This is a genomic window from Aquabacterium sp. OR-4, assembly GCF_025290835.2.
Classification (GTDB): domain Bacteria; phylum Pseudomonadota; class Gammaproteobacteria; order Burkholderiales; family Burkholderiaceae_C; genus Pseudaquabacterium.
In genome coordinates this window covers 373581-393118 of record NZ_JAOCQD020000002.1, presented here as the reverse complement: position 1 = coordinate 393118, position 19538 = coordinate 373581, and the positions used below count along the sequence as shown (strand labels likewise).

Here is a 19538-nt window from a genome sequence, read left to right as displayed (position 1 = left end):
TGCAGGGCCTTGCGATGACCCCGAGCGATCCGCTGCTGGCCGATCCCGACGCCCTGCGCGAGCAGGCCCTGGTGCTGCTGCGCGACCTGGCCGGCGAGACCTGGAGCGACCACAACGCCCACGATCCCGGCATCACCGTGCTCGAGGCGCTGTGCTACGCGCTGACCGATCTGGGCTACCGCATCGAGCACCCGGTGGCCGACCTGATGGCCGAGCAGGCGGCGCCCGGCGCGCCGGTCGACCCCGCCGCGCGCGGCCTGTGGACGGCGGCGCAGGTGCTGGCCGGTGGAGCGGTCACGCCCGACGACCTGCGCCGCCTGGCCATCGACGTGCCGGGCGTCAAGAACGCCTGGATCGAGCGCATCGACGAGCCGCTGGCCCGCCACGATGCCGCCCAGGCCCTGGTGCTGCCGCTGGACGGGGGCGCGGCCGGTGGTGCCGCGCCCAGCCCCAACATCAGCGCGCTGCGGCCGCAGGGCCTGCTGGCCGTGCGCATCGAGAAATCGGGCCTGGGCGAAGACATCGACGGCGGCAGCATCGCCCGCGCTGTGGCGCGCCAGTTGCACCGCTGGCGCGGCCTGGGGCAAGACCTGCTGCAGGTGGAGGTGCTCGAAACCCAGCGTGTGCCGCTGGCCATCACGCTGGACATCGCACCCGAGGTCGACCCGGCCACGCTGCTGGCCGGCGTGATCACGGCGCTGGCCGATCACCTGTCGCCGCCGGTGCCGTTTCGCACGCTCGACGAGATGCAGGCCCGCGGCCGCCGCATCGACCAGATCTTCGACGGCCCGCTGCTGCAGCACGGCTTTCTTGACCGGGTCGAGTTCGATGCGCTGGCCCGGCGAAACAGCGTGCGCCTGTCCGATCTGGTGCGGGTGCTGGTGGCCGTGCCGGGCGTGCGTGCGGTGGCGCAGATCGCCTTTCTGGTCGATGGCCGGCCCAACACCGACTGGCTGCTGGCCATCGACCCGCGGCGCACCGCGGCGCTGGATCTGGATGCCTCGGTGATCCGGCTCGAGCGCCGTCAGGTGCGGGTGGACGACGCCCATGTGCGCGCGCTGGCCCGCCGCCAGGTCGAGACCGCGCTGCGCGCCCGCGCCGCCGCCATGGCCGCGGCCGCGCAGGCCAGCGCGCGCGATCTGCCGCTGCCGGCCGGCCGCTCGCGCCAGGTGGCGCGCTACCGCTCGGTCATGCACCACCTGCCACGCACCTACGGCGTGGGCCCCGATGGCCTGCCGGCCAGCGCCTCGCCGCAGCGGCGGGCCCAGGCCGCGCAGTTCAAGGCCTATCTGCTGTTCTTCGATCAGTTGCTGGCCAACCAGCATGCCCAGCTGGCCGGCGTGAGCCAGCTGCTGGCCTTCGACCCCGCTGCCGCCGGCCTGCAGCAGGCGGCCTTTGCCCGGCCGGTGGCCGACGACGGCGCGGCGCTCGGCCTGGACAGCGTGCGCCGCGGCAGCCCGGCCGCGCATGCGCAGCGCCTGGCGCTGCTGGCCGCCGATCCGCTGGGCCTGGGCGATGCGCGGCCGGCCCTGCTGCAGCGCCACCGCCAGCTCGATCACCTGCTGGCCCGCGCTGGCGAGCGGCTGGGGCCCCACGCCCAGCCCGCAGCGGCCGAGGCGCTGCCCGAGGCCGTGCTGCTGCAGCAAAAGCTGGCCCTGCTGCGGGCCTTGCCGCGCCTGGGCCGCCGCCGCCATGCCGGCGCCGATGCGCTGGCCGAACCCGCGCCCGGGGCCCCGGCCGAGGCGGCCGTGGGCGAAGCCGACAACGCGTCCGACAACCCGCCCGACAACGCGCCCGACAACGCGCCCGACAACGCGCCCAGCAACGCGCCACCGTGGCCGGCCCATGAAGCGCTGCACGACGGGCTCAGCCAGCGCCTGGCCGCCACGCTGGGCCTGGGCACACCGGCCGAGCCGCTGTGCCTGATCGAGCACATCCTGCTGCGTCCGCTGCCCGAAGACGCGGCGCAGCAAGGCCCGCTGATGGTGGCCGCGGCCTCGGCCGATCCGTACTCGCTGCAGCTCAGCGCGGTGTTCGACGGCACAGCCGGTCGCGCGGCCGATGACGACTTCAGGCGCCTGGTCGAGCAGACGCTGCGCGAGCACCTGCCGGTGCACCTGAGCCTGCGCGTGCTGTGGCTGGCGGCGGCCGAGATGGCCGCCGTGCAGGCCGACCACGCACGCTGGTGGCCGCTGTGGTGCGCCAGCCGGCAGCGGGCCTTGGGCCTGGCGGTGGCCGATCCCGGCGACGAGGTGGCGCGCCGCCTGCTGCCGCTGCGCAGCGCGCGCAACCGCCTGATCGACCGCCTGGCGCTGGGCGACACCACGCCGCTCACCGATGTGCCGCTGGGCAGCGCGGCCGACGGGCCGATCAAGGTGCCGCACGGCGGCTCGGCGCGCATCGCCATCGGCTTTGCGCAGGCCGGCCTGCACTACGAGCTGCGCGGCCCCGACGGCCAGGCGCTGCGCGACCCGCAGGGCCAGCCGCTGCCGCCGGTGTGGCTGCTGGGCGAGGACGCGCCGGCCGCGCTCGATTCGCCGCCGGTCACGCAGGACATCCGCTTTCGCGTGCTGGTCAGCAAGCCCGGCTCGGCGCAGCCGCCGCGCCTGCTCAGCCAGTCGGTGCCGGTGAAGGTGGGGCTCGACACCGCGCTGCCGGTCGATGCCCCCGGCGTGCCCTGGCTCGATGCCCTGCTGCCCAGCCCGCAGCCGGCCGATGCCCGGCTGGTGCCCTGGGGCAGCGTGGTCACGGTCACGGTGCAGCGCAGCCAGGAAGGCGTGAGCTACGCGCTGCTGATCAACGGCCATCTGCAGCCCGACGCCCGGGTGGGCGACCTGGCCACGCTGGCGCTGCGCACGCCCGCGCTCACCGAAGACACACTGATCGCGGTGCAGGCCAGCAAGCGTTTTGCGGGCGGTGAGGGCCAGACCGAGGTGCAGCAGCTCGAGGCCCGGCTGAGCGTGTGCGTGCGCGCCAATCCGGCGCTGGTGCTGGGCCTGTCGAATGGCGGCGTGGCCGACTACCGGGCCGACGGCGTGCGGCTGCTGATCAACGGCGCCCAGGTGTCGGCGCGCTATGCGGCCTGGTCACGCCGCGTGCTCGACAGCGAATTCGTGCACGACGGCCCTGCCGACCATGCCACGCTGCTGCGCACCGATCAGCCCGGCCTGCCAGCCGTGCGCCTGCCGGCGCCGCCCGCCTCTGAAACCGAGGCGCCGGCCGGCCTGGCCGCCATCGCAGCCGACACCGGCGTGGCCAGCGAAGGCCAGACCGCCCAGCTGCCGCTGCCCCCCCTGGCCGACGACCTGCTGCTGTGGGTGGCCGCCACCAAGCTGCACCAACCGGCCGGCGTGGCCGGGCCGATTGCCTCGGTGGTGTGGCTGGCCCGGCCGCTGCTGCTGCTGGTGCGGCCCGACCCGGCGCGGGTGCTGGCGCTGCAGTGGCGCCACACACCGGCGGGCCAGACGCTCACGCTGCAGGGCGGCCAGCCGGGGGTCTTCTACAGCCCGGCGCGGCAAGGCGGCGCCGAAGCACCCGCACCGGGCGCCGCGCCGCTGCGGCCGGCCTACTTCCACCAGCGCGACGCCGGTCAGCCGCGCTTCAACAAGGGCATCGGCCAGCTCGGCCTGTCGATCGATTTCGCCATCGCGGCCGATCCGCTGCAGCGCACCCAGGCCGGCCTCGAAGCGCTCGACGCGCTGCCGCCGCGCGATCCCGGCCTGCAACTGCCCGCGGGCCTGCCGGTGGGCCAGGTGCTGGCCTGGCAGGCCGTCAAGGCCCAAACCGGGCTGGCCGCTGCGCTGCATGCCGTGACACCGGTGCTGGCCCTGCCGCAGCTGCGCCTGGTGCCGGCCCATCCGCCACCCGGCGCTGCCGCCGAGTTGCAGGTGCTCCAGACCGACGCCGCCCAGCGCTACCGGCTGCAGCTGCCCTGCGGGCCCGAGGGCGATGCCTTGGCCGACGCCGTGTCCGACGCCGTGCCCGACGAGGGTGTGCCCGGCACCGGTGCCATGCTCGCGCTGCCGGTGCCACCGCAGCAAGCCGATGCGCTGCTGGCACTGTGGGTGGTGCCGCCGCCGGGTGAGCAGGACACCCTGCCGCTGCAGCGCGTGCTGGTGCAGCCGCTGCGCCTGCTGCCGCGCGACGACCTGCTGCTGGAGGCCGAAACCACCACCGTGGCAGGCGGCAGTGCGCTGTGGCTGCGGCTGTCGAACGCCCAGCCCGGCGTGCTGTACCAGCTGCTGGCCAATGCCCAGCCGGTGGGCCAGCCGGTGGCCGGGCAGGGCGGCGAGCTGCTGCTCGACACCGGGCCGATCTCGGCCGACACCCGGTTCTCGGTGCTGGCCACCCGTGCCGATGCGCCCGAGGCGCAGGTCAGCCTGAGCACCCGGCTGCTGATCACGCTGGCGCCGCCGTGAGCCGGCACCGCATCCTGCGCCAGGTGATCGAGCTCCAAGGTTGCCCGCCCGGCACCGACGCGCCACTGCGTGCCCACCTGGGTGACATGGCCCGGCGCCACCTGCTGCCGGTGATCGAGCGGGCCTGCGCCGCGCTCGACGGGCCGGGTGCGCTGTGGCGCACCGAGCAGCTGGTACTCGATCTCGGCGCCGTGCCGCTGTCGGGCGCCCAGGCCCGGGGGGTGGATGACGACTGGGCCCAGGCCCTGGCGCTGCGCCTCGAAGACCGCCTGCGCCCGGCCCTGGCCGCCACGCTGCAGGCCACCGATCCGCACCAGGCCGATCGCGAGCTGCTGGCGCAGTTCATCGACAGCGGCAGCGTGCCCTGGTGGGCCGATCTGGCGGCCAGCGGCCTGGTGGCCGAGGCGCTGCAACGCGTGCTCGAGCACGCCCGCGCCGCCCAGGCCCTGCGCGATCTGGGCCTGGCCGGCGGTGGCGCCGCGGCCGGCGCTGCGGCCGCCGCCTGGCAGCGCCTGCTGGCCAGCGCCACCCCGGCCCAGCGCGCCGCCTGGCTGGATGCGCTGTTGCCGCCGGGTGCCGGCGCCTTGTGGCGGGCCTGGCATCGGGCCCTGGCCGATGCCGGCCGGCACTGCGGCGCGGCGGCCGGCCCGCTGGGCAGCGCCTGGTGGGCCCTGATGTTGCCGCTGGCGGCGCGCGGCCGGGCGCCGGATGGGCGCGTTGACCACGCGGCAGGCGCAGGCCGCGGCCGCCGCGGCGGCTGGCCCGATGCGGCCGCCCTGGCGGCCTTGGTGGACGCGCTGGCCGCCGCGGCGGCGCTGCCGGCCCAGACCCTGCGCGCGGCCTGGCGCCGCAGCTTTGATCTGCAGCTGGCCCAGCCGTTGGCAGCGCAGGGCGGCGGCGGCGCGGCGGCGGGGCCAGGTGCGGACGCCTCTGCCTGGTGGCAGGCCTTGGTGGATGCCGGCCTGCACGGCCGCCCGGCCGCCGCTGGTGCCGCTGGTGCCGCTGCGCCAGCCGGCGACCCAACGACCCGTCACGCGGCCGATGGCGCGCCGGCCGAGCTGCTGCGCTGGGCCGGGGCCTTGCCCGCCGGCGCCGCCGCGGCGCAGTTGCTGCAGGTGCTGCACCAGCACTGGGCCGACTGGCCGCTGCCGATGCGCCAGGCGGCCGCAACGGGCCTGCGCCGCCAACCCGCCGGGGCGGCTGCGGCTGCCGCGCTGGCCGGCCTGGACGATGCCGGCTGGCGGGCCCTGGCCGAGCTGGCGCTGCAGGCCCTGGGCCAGGGCCGCCTGCCGGCCAGCTGGCGCGATCGCCTGGCCTGGGCCGCGCGCCGGGCCGCAGCCACCGCCGCCCAGCCATCGCCGGCCTCGGCGGTGGCCACGGTGTCGGCATCCGAGGCAGCCTCCGGGGCGGCGCTTGACGCTGCCACGCTGGGCCGGCTGGGAGCGGCGCTGCGCAGCGCCGAGGCGCGTGCAAGCCCCGCGCCGGCCGCGGGCGCCATCGACCGGCGCTTTGCCAGCAGCGAGCAACTGGCAGTGCTGGATGCCGGCCTGGTGCTGCTGTGGCCGTTTCTGCCGGCCTTCATGGCGCGGCTGGATCTGTTGCAAACCGAGGGGCCACAGGCCGGGCGGCAGTTTCGCTCGCCCGCGCATGCGGCCGGCGCGGCCCTGCTGCTGCACGGCCTGGCGCGTGCCGGCGCGGCCCGGCGCGCCGCCGCACCGGCGCCGGCAGGCGCGCAGGGCCTGGTGGTGGTCGCCAGGCCCGGCCGGGCCGACAAGGCCGATGGTGATGACGGCGATGGCGATGGCGATGGCGATCACGACGGCGTTGACGGCGTTGATGGCGCTGACGGCGAAGCCCAGTCCGCGTTACCCAACACCCCCGAGGTTGGCGACGACGCCGAAGCCGTGGCCCCCGAGCACCTGCTGCCGCTGGCCAAGCTCTTGTGCGGCCTGTCGCCCGAGGCGCCCCTGCCGGCCACGGCGGGGCTTGGCGCGGCCGCGCTGGCCGAGGGCGATCTGCTGCTGCAGGCGGCCATCGCGCAGGCGCCCATCCTGCGGGCTATCACGGTGCCAGCCTTCTGCGCCAGCTTTCTGTGGCGGCCGGGCCACCTGGGTGTGCGCGACGACCACTGGCTGCTGCGCGTCGAGCGTGCCCCCTACGACATGGTGCGCGACCGCTTCCCCTGGTGCGTGGCGCAGGTGCGCCTGCCCTGGATGCCAGCCCTGCTGGCCGTCGAGTGGTGAGCGTGGGGCCGCGCCCGCGCCCTGCGGTGGCCGCTGCCGCGCTGTCGCCAGAGGTGGCGCAAGAGGTGGCGCCAGAGTTGGCTCCAGGGCCCGCTGCAGCGCCGGGGCCAGCCGCGGCGCCGTTGCACGTCGCCGCATCCGCGGCGGCCGACCCATCCGAGCGGGCCACGGCATCCGCCATCGCCCACGGGCTGGAGCAGGAGCTGCAATGGCTGGCCCGGCTGATCGAGGCACGCTTTCAACAGCACTTCGCCGGTTCGGTCGAGGCGGCCGATCAGGCTGGCGCGGCCGATGCGCCTGACGCCACCCGCGCGCCATCCACGGCCGAGCCACTGGCCGCCCAGCGCGCCGATCTGCAGCCACCGCCACTGGCCTGGCCCGCGCCCGAGGCAGCGGGTACGGCGGGTGCGGCGCGTGCGACGGACGCCGCGGCGGGCAAGCCAGGCGTGGGGCGCACCATGGACGGCATCGGTGCCCACACCTTCGGCAACCCCCGCGACAGCGCGAGCGCCTATGCCGGCTCCGACGCCAACGCCAACGCCAACGCCAACGCCAACGCCAACGCCAACGCCAACGCCAACGCCAACGCCAACGCCAACGCCAACGCCAACGCCAACGCCACCAGCATCGCCGCGGCCCCCGCCGACCCCCGCAACAGCCCCATCGTCACCCCCCTGGCCAGCCTGCTGGCGCGGCACGTGGGCGGCCTGGCCGAGCGGGTGGCGCTGGCGCTGGCGCTGGCGCCGCACCTGCGGCCGCAGCTGCTGGATGTGTTTCACACCCGCAACGACACCTTCGGGCGCCAGTTCACCGAGTTTGGCGGCCAGCGCGATGCCAACGGCGACTTCCTGCCCACGGCTGAGACGCTGCAGTTTTTGTGGGCCGGCACCGACCTGGCCCAGCGCCTGGCGCTGCAGGCGCTGTTCGACCGCGGGCACTGGTTTGCCCAGCACCAGGTGCTGCGGCTCGAGCCGCCCGAGCGTGCGCTGTCGGCGCTGAAGGGCGTCTTGCGCTTGTCGCCCGATGCCCTGGCCTGGCTCAGCACCGGCCAGGCGCACCGGCCGGCGCTGGGCCCCGACTTTCCGGCGCAGCCGCTGCACACCGCGCTGGGCTGGCACGACCTGGTGCTGCACCCGGCCACGCGGGCGCAGATCGACGAGCTGGGCCTGTGGCTGCGCCATGGCCAGCGCCTGCGCGCCGAGCCCGGCCTGGGCGCACGGCTGCGGCCCGGCTTGCGCGTGCTGTTCCATGGCCCGCCGGGCACCGGCAAGACGCTCACCGCCGCGCTGCTGGGGGCCTCGCACGGCCGCGAGGTCTACCGGGTCGACCTCTCGTTGGTGGTGTCGAAGTACATCGGCGAGACCGAGAAGAACCTCGCGCGCGTGTTCGATCAGGCCGAGCACAAGGGCTGGATCCTGTTCTTTGACGAGGCCGACGCGCTGTTCGGCAAGCGCAGCGAAGGCCGCGACGCGCACGACCGCTACGCCAACCAGGAGGTGGCCTACCTGCTGCAGCGCATCGAGACCTTCGACGGCATCGCCGTGCTGGCCACCAACCTGCGCGACCACCTCGACCCGGCCTTTGCGCGGCGCTTCGAGGCCATCGTCTACTTTCCGCTGCCCCGGCCCGAGGAGCGCCTGCTGCTGTGGCAGCGCAGCCTGCCTGCACGCCTGGCGCTGGCGCCCGAGGTCGACCTGGCGCGCCTGGCGCAGCAGCATGCGCTGGGCGGCGGCGCCATCGTCAATGTGGCGCGGCACGCCGCGCTGTGGGCGCTGGAGCGTGGTGACGAAACGATCCGCGCCGACGACCTGCAGCGCGGCATCGCGCGCGAGCTGGCCAAGGAGGGCCGCAGCGCCTGAGCCCTTGGCGCGCCGCCATCGGCTATGCTGGCCACCGGTTCGCGCGCAAGGCGCGGCCAACGTCGCTCGGACGGTTCCGGGCGCTCACGTTGAAAGTTACTGCCATGTCCACCCTCCCGGGTCAGCGGCGCTTTGCCCGCATCGACCGCCTGCCACCCTATGTCTTCAACATCACGGCCGAGCTCAAGCTGGCCGCGCGCCGCCGTGGCGAAGACATCATCGACCTCAGCATGGGCAACCCCGATGGCGCCACACCGGCGCACATCGTGGCCAAGCTCACCGAGGTGGCCCAGCGCCCCGACACCCACGGCTACAGCGCCAGCAAGGGCATTCCGCGCCTGCGCCGCGCCATCAGCCACTGGTACCAGCGCCGCTTTGACGTGGCCATCGACGCCGACAAGGAAGCCATCGTCACCATCGGCAGCAAGGAAGGCCTGGCGCACCTGATGCTGGCCACGCTCGACCGCGGCGACACCGTGCTGGTGCCCGATCCCAGCTACCCGATCCACATCTACGGCGCGGTGATCGCCGGCGCCGACATCCGCAGCATCCCGATGGTGCCCGGCGTGGACTTCTTCGCCGAGCTGGAAAAAACCATCCGCGGCAGCTACCCCAAGCCCAAGATGATGGTGCTGGGATTTCCCAGCAACCCCACCGCGCAATGCGTGGAGCTCGACTTCTTTGCGCGGGTGATCGCGCTGGCGAAGAAGCACGAGATCCTGGTGGTGCACGACCTGGCCTATGCCGACATCACCTTCGACGGCTGGCGCGCGCCCAGCATCATGCAGGTGCCGGGCGCCAAGGACGTGGCGGTCGAGTTCTTCACCCTCAGCAAGAGCTACAACATGGCCGGCTGGCGCATCGGCTTCATGGTGGGCAATGCCGATCTGGTGCATGCGCTGGCGCGCATCAAGAGCTACCACGACTACGGCAGCTTCACGCCGGTGCAGGTGGCCGCCATTGCCGCGCTGGAAGGCGATCAGCAGTGCGTGCAGGACATCGCCGCGCAGTACCAGAAACGCCGCGACGTGCTGGTCAAGGGCCTGTGCGAGGCCGGCTGGGAGGTGGCGTGCCCCAAGGCCAGCATGTACATCTGGGCCCGGATTCCGCCCGCCTATGCGGCGCTGGGCTCGCTCGAGTTCTCGCGCCAGCTGCTGGCCAAGGCCAAGGTCTGCGTGTCGCCCGGCATCGGCTTTGGCGACCATGGCGACGACCATGTGCGCTTCGCGCTGATCGAGAACGAAAGCCGCATCCGCCAGGCGGTGCGCGGCATCAAGGCCATGTTCAAGGCCGACGGCGCGAGCGCCTGATCGGCCGCCCGGCGCAGGCTGCGCGTGGGGCCGGCCTGGCGCCGGCGCCGCGCGTGCTCAGTAGCCCTTGATCTTGGTGTAGGGCTTCAGCGCGTCGATGCCGTCGCGCACGCTGAAGCCGTTCATCGCCAGCTTGCGCGCAAAGCCATCGGCCAGCACCTTGAGTTCTTCCACCCGGCGCTCGGCAATCGCGGCGTCGGTTTGCGCCAGCAGGCGCTGCAGTTCGGCCAGGGGCAGGCCGTCGAGCTCGATCTTGTGGGTATCTTGGGCAGGCATCGGTGTGACTTCACGGGGCCGTGGACAGGCCCGCATCGGGGCCACAAACGACAAAGGGGCCTAGCACTGCTACGCCTGTGACTTGAAGCAATCTCTTGCACCGCGACGGAAGTAACGGCTTGCACTTCGATCCTCCTCGCGCGGCGATCTTGATGTTACCGGAGCAATGCTTCGAACCAGGGTGGAACGATCAGATTGCACATTGTCGATTTGCGCAGTTGTCACTTGCACTTTGTCGTAGCGAGGCATCTGCTCACCTGAGGTCGTGGCTCTGATGCGGCCTTCGCGCGTTGTAGAACTCGAAGTACCGACCAAGCTCTACCGCGCGGCACCCACGCTGTCACCCCCGAGAACAGAGGATTTGATGCCGCTGTCGGCGCTGACGCTTCATCCGCCGCATGCCCGCCGTGGCCGCCGGCTTCCGCTTGCCCTCGCCGCTCGCAAGACAGCACCATCTGGAACATTTGACCTCAACGACGCGCTGGTCCAGCTCCCGCAGGCCAACTTCGTGATGCACGCCGAAGGTGCCGGCATACACGATGCCGCGTCGCGCCCAATACCTACGGCGCTATTCGAGCGTAGATAGCATGTCGAGCGCTTGGTTGTACGGCCCACCGGTGTGGGCGCGCCAATTCTCCACACTGCTCTTGACGAGGCTCAGCAGGTGGTCTCGATCCTGGGTCCACTCGTCGATGACGTAGCGCGCTGCGGGTGAATAGGACTTCATGAACCCTATGAAATGGCGGTACTGGCGCAGGTCGTTGATCAGAATGTCCACGAGCGGCTTGAACGGCGCGCCATCGCTTTCATCGATCAGACGCTTCACTCGGACCTTCTTGATTTCGAAATGCTCCGCCAAGCGCCTAAGCATATCTATCAGGCAGAAAATGCGCTCCCGGCACAGCATCACGCGTATGGCGGGCTGCCCGCTGAAGGACAACATTTCCTGCTCCGCTTGGCGCAGCCACTGGAGGCACCGGCTGAGCGACGTCAGGCGCTCGTCACCCGTGGGGGAGTCCGCGCGGACCGTCAAGGCCAGAACCTTCGTGGGTGGCAGGATCGCCCTGACATAGGTGCATTCGAGCACCACCGCCGCAATGTGGTCTGCCTTGTTGACCCCTTGCTCTCTCGCGTAGGTGTCCAGCATGCTGCGCGCCGACTTGTACAGCCGATCCCTGAACTGGTTGTTTTCTGTGCCGTCTTGCGTCTCCAAATACTCTGTAAGCTTTATGACCGTGCGTACATAGCCTTCCGTCGCGCTGAAGCCCACCCGGGGATTTGCGGCAGCACTGTCAGTACGAAGTCGAACCGCAAGAGCCTTGCCAAGCCAAAAGTACGCCATCGAAGTGATGTTGTGCTGGAACGCGGCCAGCGAATCGCCTTGGCGATCCAACCGGTCGCCGCTTGCACTTTCCAGCCATGCTGCCCGAGTCAGCACCGTCAGGGCCTCTTTTGGCAGCTTCCTGAGTGGCAGGATCTCGAGGATGTTCTCGCAGGCGAGGTTGACCATTTGATCGATCGCCTGCGTCGACACCCGGGATGCCAACTGCTGACCCACCACGAGTCCACGAACATCAGTCTTGAGTTTGCCCAAGGCCTTCAAAAGCGCGGATGCATCCCTGCGAGATCGCTGCTTTGCAGCAGGCCCATGCACGCAGCCAACGATAGCGTGAAGCGCCTCAGCCCACGACTTCTTGTGCTCGGTCCGACCGTCGAACGTCAGCAACGTCAGGTCTAGACGAAGTTTTCGAAACGCCAGCAGTTGCAGCCCCGTCAACGGCTGCTTCGCGTGGAGCTGCCTGATCTTTGCCAGCGCAGGACTCAATACTTCTACGCGGCTCGCGCGCTTGGCGCTACTGGCAACAGCAAGGAGATGGCGCAGCGCCTCGGGCCGGGCATCGGTCCACCACAGCGGTGTACGGATGCTCGTCTCCGGGTGCGTGATCGCACGATCCGCGGCGCCCACAGGCGTCGTCCCACCCATCAGCATCAGTAGCTCCAGCTGCAGTTCGCCATTGCCGTGGGTGCGAGAGATGTTGGTCGGATCTCCGTCACAGAGCATCTCGGTGAACACGGCCGAGTACAGGAACGAGAAGGCCGCCTCTGGATCCGCTGGGATCTCCCCCTGTGTGAACTTGGGCAGGGCCGGAAGGGGCGAGGCGCTCTTTGAACCCTTGCCGCCCTTCGCCCGCGTCTGAGCGCGTCGGGGCGGTTCGATCGACATCATGCCGTGCAGCAGGGCTTCTGCTAGGTTCCGGGAGGCGCGGCGGTCGATGCGGCGCGCGGTGCGGGTATGCCGCAGCCGGACGCGGTAGTTCTGCAAGCACAGCTCGGCCAGGATGCGCCGAATGATGATGGCCTCGTTTGGCGTAACGGTGCCAAGCACCAGGCGCTTGAAGGATGAATCGTGGAAGTCCACCGTCTGAAGCCAGCGGTCCTTCTTTTGCGAACGCGCCGTGATCCACGGGTGACAGTCCGTCATCCGGCTGATCGCCTGCGACGGAAAATCGAAGATGTCGTAGCTGTCGGCTTCCAGCCCGTCGCCGTATTCGTACAGCATGGGCGCGGACACGGTCTTGTTGCACGCATCGTCGATGAACTTGCGGAACTCCTCGGCGCCGACCGTCGTAGGGATCTCGCAGTCCTCATTGGTGGCACCGGGCTCGCGCGCCAACCGCGAATACGCTTCGAAGAGCTGAAGGGACGTCGACCGCCGAAGGCCTGTCTCGGACATTGCGAGAGCGCGCAAGAAGAGCTTCTGCCACGACTTGAGTTTGCGGTCGTTCCAGTAGCGATCGAACAGAAGCTGCTCGATCTCCCGCGGATCGTCTGCGACGGGTAAGTCGCCGCTGCGCAGGAGGAAGCTCATGGCATTGAGCCGCGACTCGCTGCCGGCCCATCCGCCGCCGCGTTGCTGACGCCTAATCGACCGCACCGCCTCTCTGAGCCGTGCCATATTCGCACGGCCAAGCACCTCGTTCTCATCCCGTGCCGTGAACTGAAGGTCGACGGTTTCTTGTCGGTGCATCTCCATCCACTGCCGTGCGGGTGTGCCGACGATGACAAAGTAGGTCTCGCGGAAGGCTGACAGATTGCCGCCGGCGTTGCCGAGCCAGTCGCCGGCGTCTGGGTGTTGAAGCAGTCTCAACACGCGGTCGATCGGCTCATCTCGAATGAAGCTGATGAGCGCAGGGAAGGCTGACACCCCCGGCGAGAAGCCGTCCAGCACAAACACCGTGGGGACGGTGACGATGTGACGTCGAATATGGCGCACCATGAGCGCAAGCTCCGCCTCGTCATGCTCCGTGTCGGAACAGACCAAGGACGACTCGCCGCAGACAAACCGGTAAATCGCCTCGACGACCGACCGGTACCCGTGGTCGTTGAGCCGCCCTTTCTGCCCGTGGCCCACCAGCGGCACGTAGCAGGCCGACCGCATCCGCTCGCCAAGCGCGCACACCAGGGTTGTTGCCAGCCGTGACCCGGCGGTCGGATTGTCCTCGCACGACACCGTGACGATGGGCTGCCCGCCGTTGTCCTCTTTGCTCACCGTCTCAAGTAACCTGTTCAGCTTGGCGCCTCGGTCCGGGTCCCTCTCGAGGTCGGCCTCGTTGAATGGCGCGAACGAAGACAGCGTGTGGTTGGCACTTGGCACGTAGATGCCGTGCAACAGGAACTTGATGTAGTTGTCGATCGCGTTGGCCCCCGAGAAGCGCGTCTCGAAAAGCAGATGTGCCGTCATCTCGCCGCCTGGAAGATGCTTCCGATACCGGCTGCCGAACCAGTTGTTCAGGCCGCCGACGCGCGCCGGCCCATTGAAACCGTCGCACAGCTTGTTGCGCCAGTTCAAGCCGTACAGGGTGGCGGTGTTGTCTCCGTCAACGTGCAGCCAACCGCTGGGGTCGGTGCCGAGCGCCTTCTCCGAGAACAGGTCGAATGCATGCGTGCGGTTGGCGATCGCGATCTGCCACGGAGCATCCGGCGAGGGCTCTCGGTGGTCACGCCGAATCTCCGTCTTCAAGACGTTTCTCAGCAAGACAGCGCGCGCGAGGGCATTCAACCCAAGGTTCGCGTCGTAGCACGGATGCAACCGCTTCCCATCGCCTCTAGCCAGTACTGAAGCAGGCTCCAGCGCCTGAGCCTTGAGGGTCCTTGCCCACGTCTCACGCAGCATTTTCGTGGACGGCATCGACATCAGATCGTCCGCTGACAAGGATCGCTCGGTACCGTGCTTGCTTGTCGCCATGAGCGCTCCCGAAGTGTGACCTTGATGGTATGTGCTCGGCCCCAAATATTTGGGGTGATTTGCTGGGGGTGAATCAACACCCACATGCTGTAGGTGGGGCAGTCCTAGTGGTACTTTTTGATTGGCAAATTATCGCGGACAGTGACCTCACCCGGCGAGCGTGGTGCCCGACGGTTTAACCCTTGGAGGCCGACATGACTGCGACGAAACAACAGCTCGAGCTGCCGGATCAGCTGCCGGCAGCCGAGAGCGAGACCAACACGATGGACGCTGCACGCCCGATGCCCGCCGATGCGGGTGACCCGGACGACAAGCCGCCGTCGCCGGCGGCGCCGGCGGTGCGCGTGGCGAAGGATGTTCCGCCGATGACCATGGCCATCGGGCGCCGAGTCATCCACGAGGCGTGGACGGCCCAGGGCCCCGCGATGGCGGCAAACGATGCGTGGCTGGGCGAGGTCCTGCACTTCAAGGGCCGCGGCCGGGCCAAGCTGACCCTGACCATCATCGGCGGAGGCCCCGCATGCATCTCCGGAGTTGAAGAACTGCTGCAAGCGCCGCCGGCAGTCCTGAACCGCCTGGCGATCTTCATCGTCGACGACAACTCCCGCGACCAGTTGGGCCGGGGCGCGCCGTTCCGCCGTGTTCCTGGCGTGGGGAGCGACTACCTGTACATGAACATGTACACCGAATCGGTCCAACTCAACAAGCTTACCCGCCTCATCCACGGACTGCTTCAGGAGCTTGGGGTCGCGCCGATGTCCGACTTCATGAAGCGTTGCCACGTCGGCGACGCGCTCGCACTGCGTGCCAGCAGGGTGCTGCATGCGGTTGCGGCGGCGGGGCTGACGGTGACCTTCATCCAGGGGCGTGCCGTGGAAATCCAGACGTCGCAGGACGCCTCGGTGAAGGTCGTCGTCCGTGAGGCTGACGGCACCGAGCGCGGCATCGAGTCCGACGCGGTGATGCTGACGATCGGCAACGAGGGCAGTTCGCGCTACCACAAGCTTCGCGGTGACCACTTCATCGACGCGCCGTGGTCGCAGGAGGCGGGTATCCACCTCATCCCGGCCACCGCGAAGGTGGCCATCGCGGGCACCAGCCTCTCGGGCATGGACGTCGCCAGCGTACTGCTCGCGCAGGGGCACACCGGCGACATCGTCATGTTTAGCCGCAGCGCGAAGTTGGCGGGCATTCGCCCGCTCCACGCGCCGACGCCCCTCAAGGTGCTGTCCCCCGAGCGTCTGCCACAGGTCCTGGCTTCGCAGAAGCTGCCGCTGAGCTTCCGCGCGGTGGTGCGGTTGCTCAAGATGGAATTCGAGGCACAGGGCTTCGATTGGGCCGAGTTGAGGGCGCGACGGATTGACTACGAATCCATGGCACCCCGCGACTTCCTCATCCGCGAATCGCAGTTCACCAGCCAGGTGAACGTCGGCTGGGGTATCTTGAAGGCGCTCGACGATGTCATCGCGCCCATCTGGCAGGTCATGTCGCCAGAAGCCCGAGAATTCGTGTTGAACAAGCTGACCAAGTTCAGCGCGCTGCAATGGTCGGCAGTGCCTCCCACGGCGCACCGCGTGATGCGGCTGTTGCACGAGAACAAGCTGACGATCTTGAAGGCCGGTCGCGCACGGCGACATGATGAGGGTGGTTTTGCCATCATCGGCTCCGATGGGCTGGAAACCAATGTCGACTATTTCGTCGATGCGACCGGGTTCGCCGGCGGCCTGCACGAGTTCAAGGACCGCTTGATCGTGTCGATGTGCGATAGCGGCTTCTTGACGCCCGACGATACCGGGCGCGGCGCGAAGGTCTCCTATGCCGATGGGCGCCTGCTCGACCAGGCGGGCAATCCGACCGGCCCCATCTGGGCTGCCGCTGGCGCGCTGACCCGAGGCGCTTTCCTCCTGTCGAACGAGTTGGGCGAAGCCACCCACAGTGCGACCCGGTGCGCCAGGGGCATCATCAGCCACTTCGTGGCGTTGATCGAGGAGGACGCTTCGGCAGGCGATGCCGAGACAGTCTAATGTCCGGCGCGGCGCGGCGCATCGCAGCACGCGATGCGCCGCTTTCCGGAGCCATTGTTCTCGAGACCTCCAACGGCATGCCCGCCATGTCGCCCAGCAGTTCACGCCGCAACGAGCCGCACAGAAGGGCCACCGTTGGGCGGATCGGGCAGTGATGCCGGAGACGGAAGTCAGCGTTCAAGACTTTGCTCCGCCGCGAGCGTCGCGATGGTGCCGATCGGGGTCACCATGAATCGCTGGTCTGCTTCGGCGTGTGAGCGCGCATCGCGAACATCGCCCGTACGCGCTGTTCCTGATGCGTGAATGGCAACATCAAGATTTCGACGCGGAACCGCGAAAGCAACTCGGCCAGGCCGTTGAGGTGATCGCTGTCGAAGTGGGAGATGACCACCAAACCTAGGCGGGGCATGGCCGACGTTGGATCAAAGATCTTCACCAGGTGTTCCAAGGCGTTCAGTGAGTTCGTCAGTAGTGCACGCTCGTACAGCGTCCCACAGTCATAGACCCAACGCACAAGCGGTCGCTCGTCGAGATTCCCAATCGCGCCCGTGCTAAACAGTCCCTGTCCGATCGGCATGAAACCGTGCGTCGCAAAAAAATGGCACGCTGTGCTCCTCCCTGAGTTGGTGTTTTGGCAGGCGGCAACGTAGGCAGCCCGCGCTCATTTTGACGCCTGTGTAGGACACAGCTGTCATGACTTCGCTGCCCGCGTGGCAGTCGGGCTATCCAGCGCATCCTTGTCACGCTACGCCGATCCCGTTGTGATGCGAATCCACTTGCCCACCAGCGCCTGCAGGCAAACCGGGCACAGGTCGACCTGGACGCGGTTGCCATCCCCAAAGACGGACCCATAGCCAGCTACCTGATCGTGAGCGACCCGCCGTCCCCCGTGACGACAAGCCGCTGAGCTGACAGCGTTCTCGCCGACCAGCGATCATGTGTTTGGTTTTCGCCACCGGTGCGGCAGCAACTCTTCGATGCGGCTGTTCTGATGCCTGGGAAGCCGCTCCAGCACGTCGCGCAGGTAGGCCCATGGGTCATGCCCATTGAGCTTGGCGGACTGCACCAGGCTCATGACGATCGCTGCGCGTTGGCCGGCCAATTCGCTGCCGCAGAACAGCCATGCCTTGCGGCCCATGGCCCAGGGTTTGATCTGCCGTTCGATGAAGTTGTTGTCTATCGGCACCGCACCGTCTTCGAGGTGCCGCGTCAGCGCATCCCAGGCGTTCAGGCTGTAGTCGATCGCCGCGGCGATGGAGCCGCCGTCGGGCACGCGGCCGCGCTCCAGCCTGAGCCAGACGTGCAGTTCCTTCCACAGCGGCCGGGTCAGTTGTTCCCGCGCTGCCTGGCGCTGCTGCGCGTCCATCCCCTCGAACTGGCCTTCGACGTGGTAGATCCAGCCGATGCGCTTGATCGCCTCCTTGGCCACCTCGCTGGTGCCGATCAGCTCGTCGAACTTGCGCCTGGCATGCGCCGCGCAATGAGCAGCCATGCGCTGCGGGTACACGCGCCTGTCGAGCACGGCGTCGTACCCGCCGTACTGGTCGCACACCAGCGTGCCTTGCCACGCCGGCTGGTCCTCCTTCATCGAGCCCGGCGGACCTTGCTGTCGTGTCGATGGGCCCAGGAAGGCCACCGGGTACTGCGACCCTCGACCCAGGCAGAACTCGTAGACCACACCTTGCTGGGCGTCGAATTCGCCGCGCGCGTAGGCCCAGATGTAGGCCCGCTTGGTCTTGCCCGCGCCGGGGCCCAGCATCGCCACCGGCGTCTCGTCGGCATGCAGCACGGGGCAGCTCAACACGAAGCGCTTGAGGGCTTCGAACAGCGGGAACAGCGCGGCACCGGCGTTGCCGGCGGTGCGCGCCAGCGTCGAGCGCGGCGTGTGCACGCCGGACCGGGCGTTGATGGTCTCCTGGCGGTAGTACGGCAGGTGGTCGACGAAGCGGCTGATGAGGATGTGAGCCGCGAACCCGCTGGCAGCGATGCCGCCGTCGATGATCTGCGGCTCGGCCGGCTCCTGCACCAGGTGCTCGATGCCTTGACGCTGGCAGCAGCGGCAGGTATCCACTTGCCGTAGATGTGCCGGTGCACGAAGAACTCCGCCGGCACGATGTCCAGGCGTTCACTCACGTCCTCGCCCACGCGCGTCATTGGCCGGCCGCAGTCCGGTGTCGTGCAGGTGGTGTCCTCGGGTTCGTGGTGGTGCTCGACACGCCGCAGATGCTCGGGCAGCGCCTGACGCCGCGGACGACGGGGCGCGTCCTTGGGCTTGGGCTGCGTCTTGGGCAACGCGGCCTGCAGGGCGGCGAGTTGCGCCTCCAGGTCGGCTTCGTCCTCCAGCAGCGTGTCCTGGAACATCTGACGCTGCTCGGCGGTCATCGCCTCGCTCTTGGCGCCGAACTTCCAGCGCTTCAGCCGTGCCAGCTCGAACGTGATCTTCTCGATCTTCGCGTCGCGCCAGGCGATGTCGCGGTCCTTGCGCTGGATCAGCGTTTGCTGGGCCTGGAGGTCTTGTGCCTGCTGCTGGATGTGCCCCAGCATCTGCGCGGCCAGTGTCGTGAGGGCCTCTGGCGACAGGTCCCGCAGGTCCTGAGGCTTGAGGTTGTCGGCGCCGATCCAAATCTGAGCCAGTGGCTCAGTTTTCGGTCGGCGCCAACAGCTTGAGGTCACGCATGCCGAGCATGCGAAGCATCTTGCCAAGACGCGCGAGCCCGCGCCACTGGCGGATGTCCTGTCAACGCCGGGCCCCGAGCCTCACATCCGCGTGATCACGCTCATCTCTGGCAGACGCTGCCAGGGCAGGCCCACGATCAAGGCGTCGAACTGGCTCTGCGTCAACGACAGCGGCGCCGCCGTCGCCTCGCGCGGCCAGGCGAAGTGACCTGCGTTCAGTCGCCGCGCTGCGCACCACACGCCGAAGCCGTCATGCACCAGCAGCTTGATGCGCGTGGCGCGCGCGTTCGCGAAGAGGTAGCCGTGATGGGCGCGGGCCGCGCCGGTGGTCTGCACGACGCAGCTCATCAGCCGCTCGGCGCCAGCGCGCATGTCCATCGGGGCCGTGCACAGCCAGAGCTGATCGATGCGGATCACTTGAGCAGGCTCGAGCTCAGCTCGCGCAACCAGGACCGACGTCCTCGGCCGCCGCGGTCGGCCAGCGCA

At 69.4% G+C, this 19538-nt stretch carries 10 protein-coding genes and 1 pseudogene; 5 read left to right on the top strand and 6 right to left on the bottom strand.

Annotated elements, in window-relative coordinates:
• The first annotated feature begins 14 nt into the window (after positions 1 to 14).
• The 4 genes from N4G63_RS13920 (at position 15) to alaC (ending at position 9830) form a co-directional block, all read left to right on the top strand.
• Positions 15 to 4418 (top strand): baseplate wedge protein, encoded by a 4404-nt coding sequence (locus tag N4G63_RS13920; protein WP_314599829.1) that lies wholly within the window; start codon positions 15 to 17, stop codon positions 4416 to 4418.
• Complete coding sequence (locus tag N4G63_RS13915) at positions 4415 to 6661, top strand: contractile injection system tape measure protein (protein ID WP_260786070.1); 2247 nt, start codon at positions 4415 to 4417, stop codon at positions 6659 to 6661. The genes N4G63_RS13920 and N4G63_RS13915 overlap by 4 nt, the downstream gene beginning before the upstream one ends.
• 122 nt (positions 6662 to 6783) lie before the next feature.
• Positions 6784 to 8520: an ATP-binding protein gene (locus N4G63_RS13910; protein WP_260786069.1), complete on the top strand. Its 1737-nt coding sequence runs from the start codon at positions 6784 to 6786 to the stop codon at positions 8518 to 8520.
• A 104-nt stretch (positions 8521 to 8624) separates the two neighbouring features.
• The gene (gene alaC / locus N4G63_RS13905; RefSeq protein WP_260786068.1) at positions 8625 to 9830 is read left to right on the top strand and encodes an alanine transaminase; all 1206 of its coding nucleotides are present in this window, start codon (positions 8625 to 8627) and stop codon (positions 9828 to 9830) included.
• A gap of 57 nt (positions 9831 to 9887) precedes the next feature.
• On the opposite strand, the gene N4G63_RS13900 is transcribed toward alaC, so the two are convergent.
• Positions 9888 to 10106, bottom strand: a complete 219-nt coding sequence (locus tag N4G63_RS13900) for a hypothetical protein (protein ID WP_260786067.1) — start codon at positions 10104 to 10106, stop codon at positions 9888 to 9890.
• Positions 10107 to 10674: 568 nt separating this feature from the next.
• The gene (locus tag N4G63_RS13895) at positions 10675 to 14352 is read right to left on the bottom strand and encodes a hypothetical protein (RefSeq protein WP_314599828.1); all 3678 of its coding nucleotides are present in this window, start codon (positions 14350 to 14352) and stop codon (positions 10675 to 10677) included.
• 194 nt (positions 14353 to 14546) lie between these two features.
• Here N4G63_RS13895 and N4G63_RS13890 point away from each other — a divergent pair, with 194 nt between their 5' ends.
• On the top strand, positions 14547 to 16376 hold the full coding sequence (locus tag N4G63_RS13890; protein ID WP_314599827.1) for an FAD/NAD(P)-binding protein: 1830 nt from the start codon (positions 14547 to 14549) through the stop codon (positions 16374 to 16376).
• Positions 16377 to 16599: 223 nt separating this feature from the next.
• Here the strand turns inward: N4G63_RS13890 and N4G63_RS13885 are convergent, their stop codons facing one another.
• The 4 genes and pseudogenes from N4G63_RS13885 to tnpB all read right to left on the bottom strand — a co-directional run bounded on the left by N4G63_RS13885 (position 16600) and on the right by tnpB (position 19469).
• Positions 16600 to 16824, bottom strand: a complete 225-nt coding sequence (locus N4G63_RS13885) for a hypothetical protein (protein ID WP_314599826.1) — start codon at positions 16822 to 16824, stop codon at positions 16600 to 16602.
• A gap of 486 nt (positions 16825 to 17310) precedes the next feature.
• Positions 17311 to 18402, bottom strand: a complete 1092-nt coding sequence (tnpC, locus tag N4G63_RS13880) for an IS66 family transposase (protein ID WP_314599825.1) — start codon at positions 18400 to 18402, stop codon at positions 17311 to 17313.
• An 89-nt stretch (positions 18403 to 18491) separates the two neighbouring features.
• Positions 18492 to 18758: pseudogene (locus N4G63_RS13875) on the bottom strand (IS66 family transposase); the annotation flags it as partial.
• Positions 18759 to 19133: 375 nt separating this feature from the next.
• Entirely contained in the window at positions 19134 to 19469 is a 336-nt protein-coding gene (gene tnpB / locus N4G63_RS13870; protein WP_260786059.1) for an IS66 family insertion sequence element accessory protein TnpB, read from the bottom strand.
• Positions 19470 to 19538 lie beyond the last annotated feature (69 nt).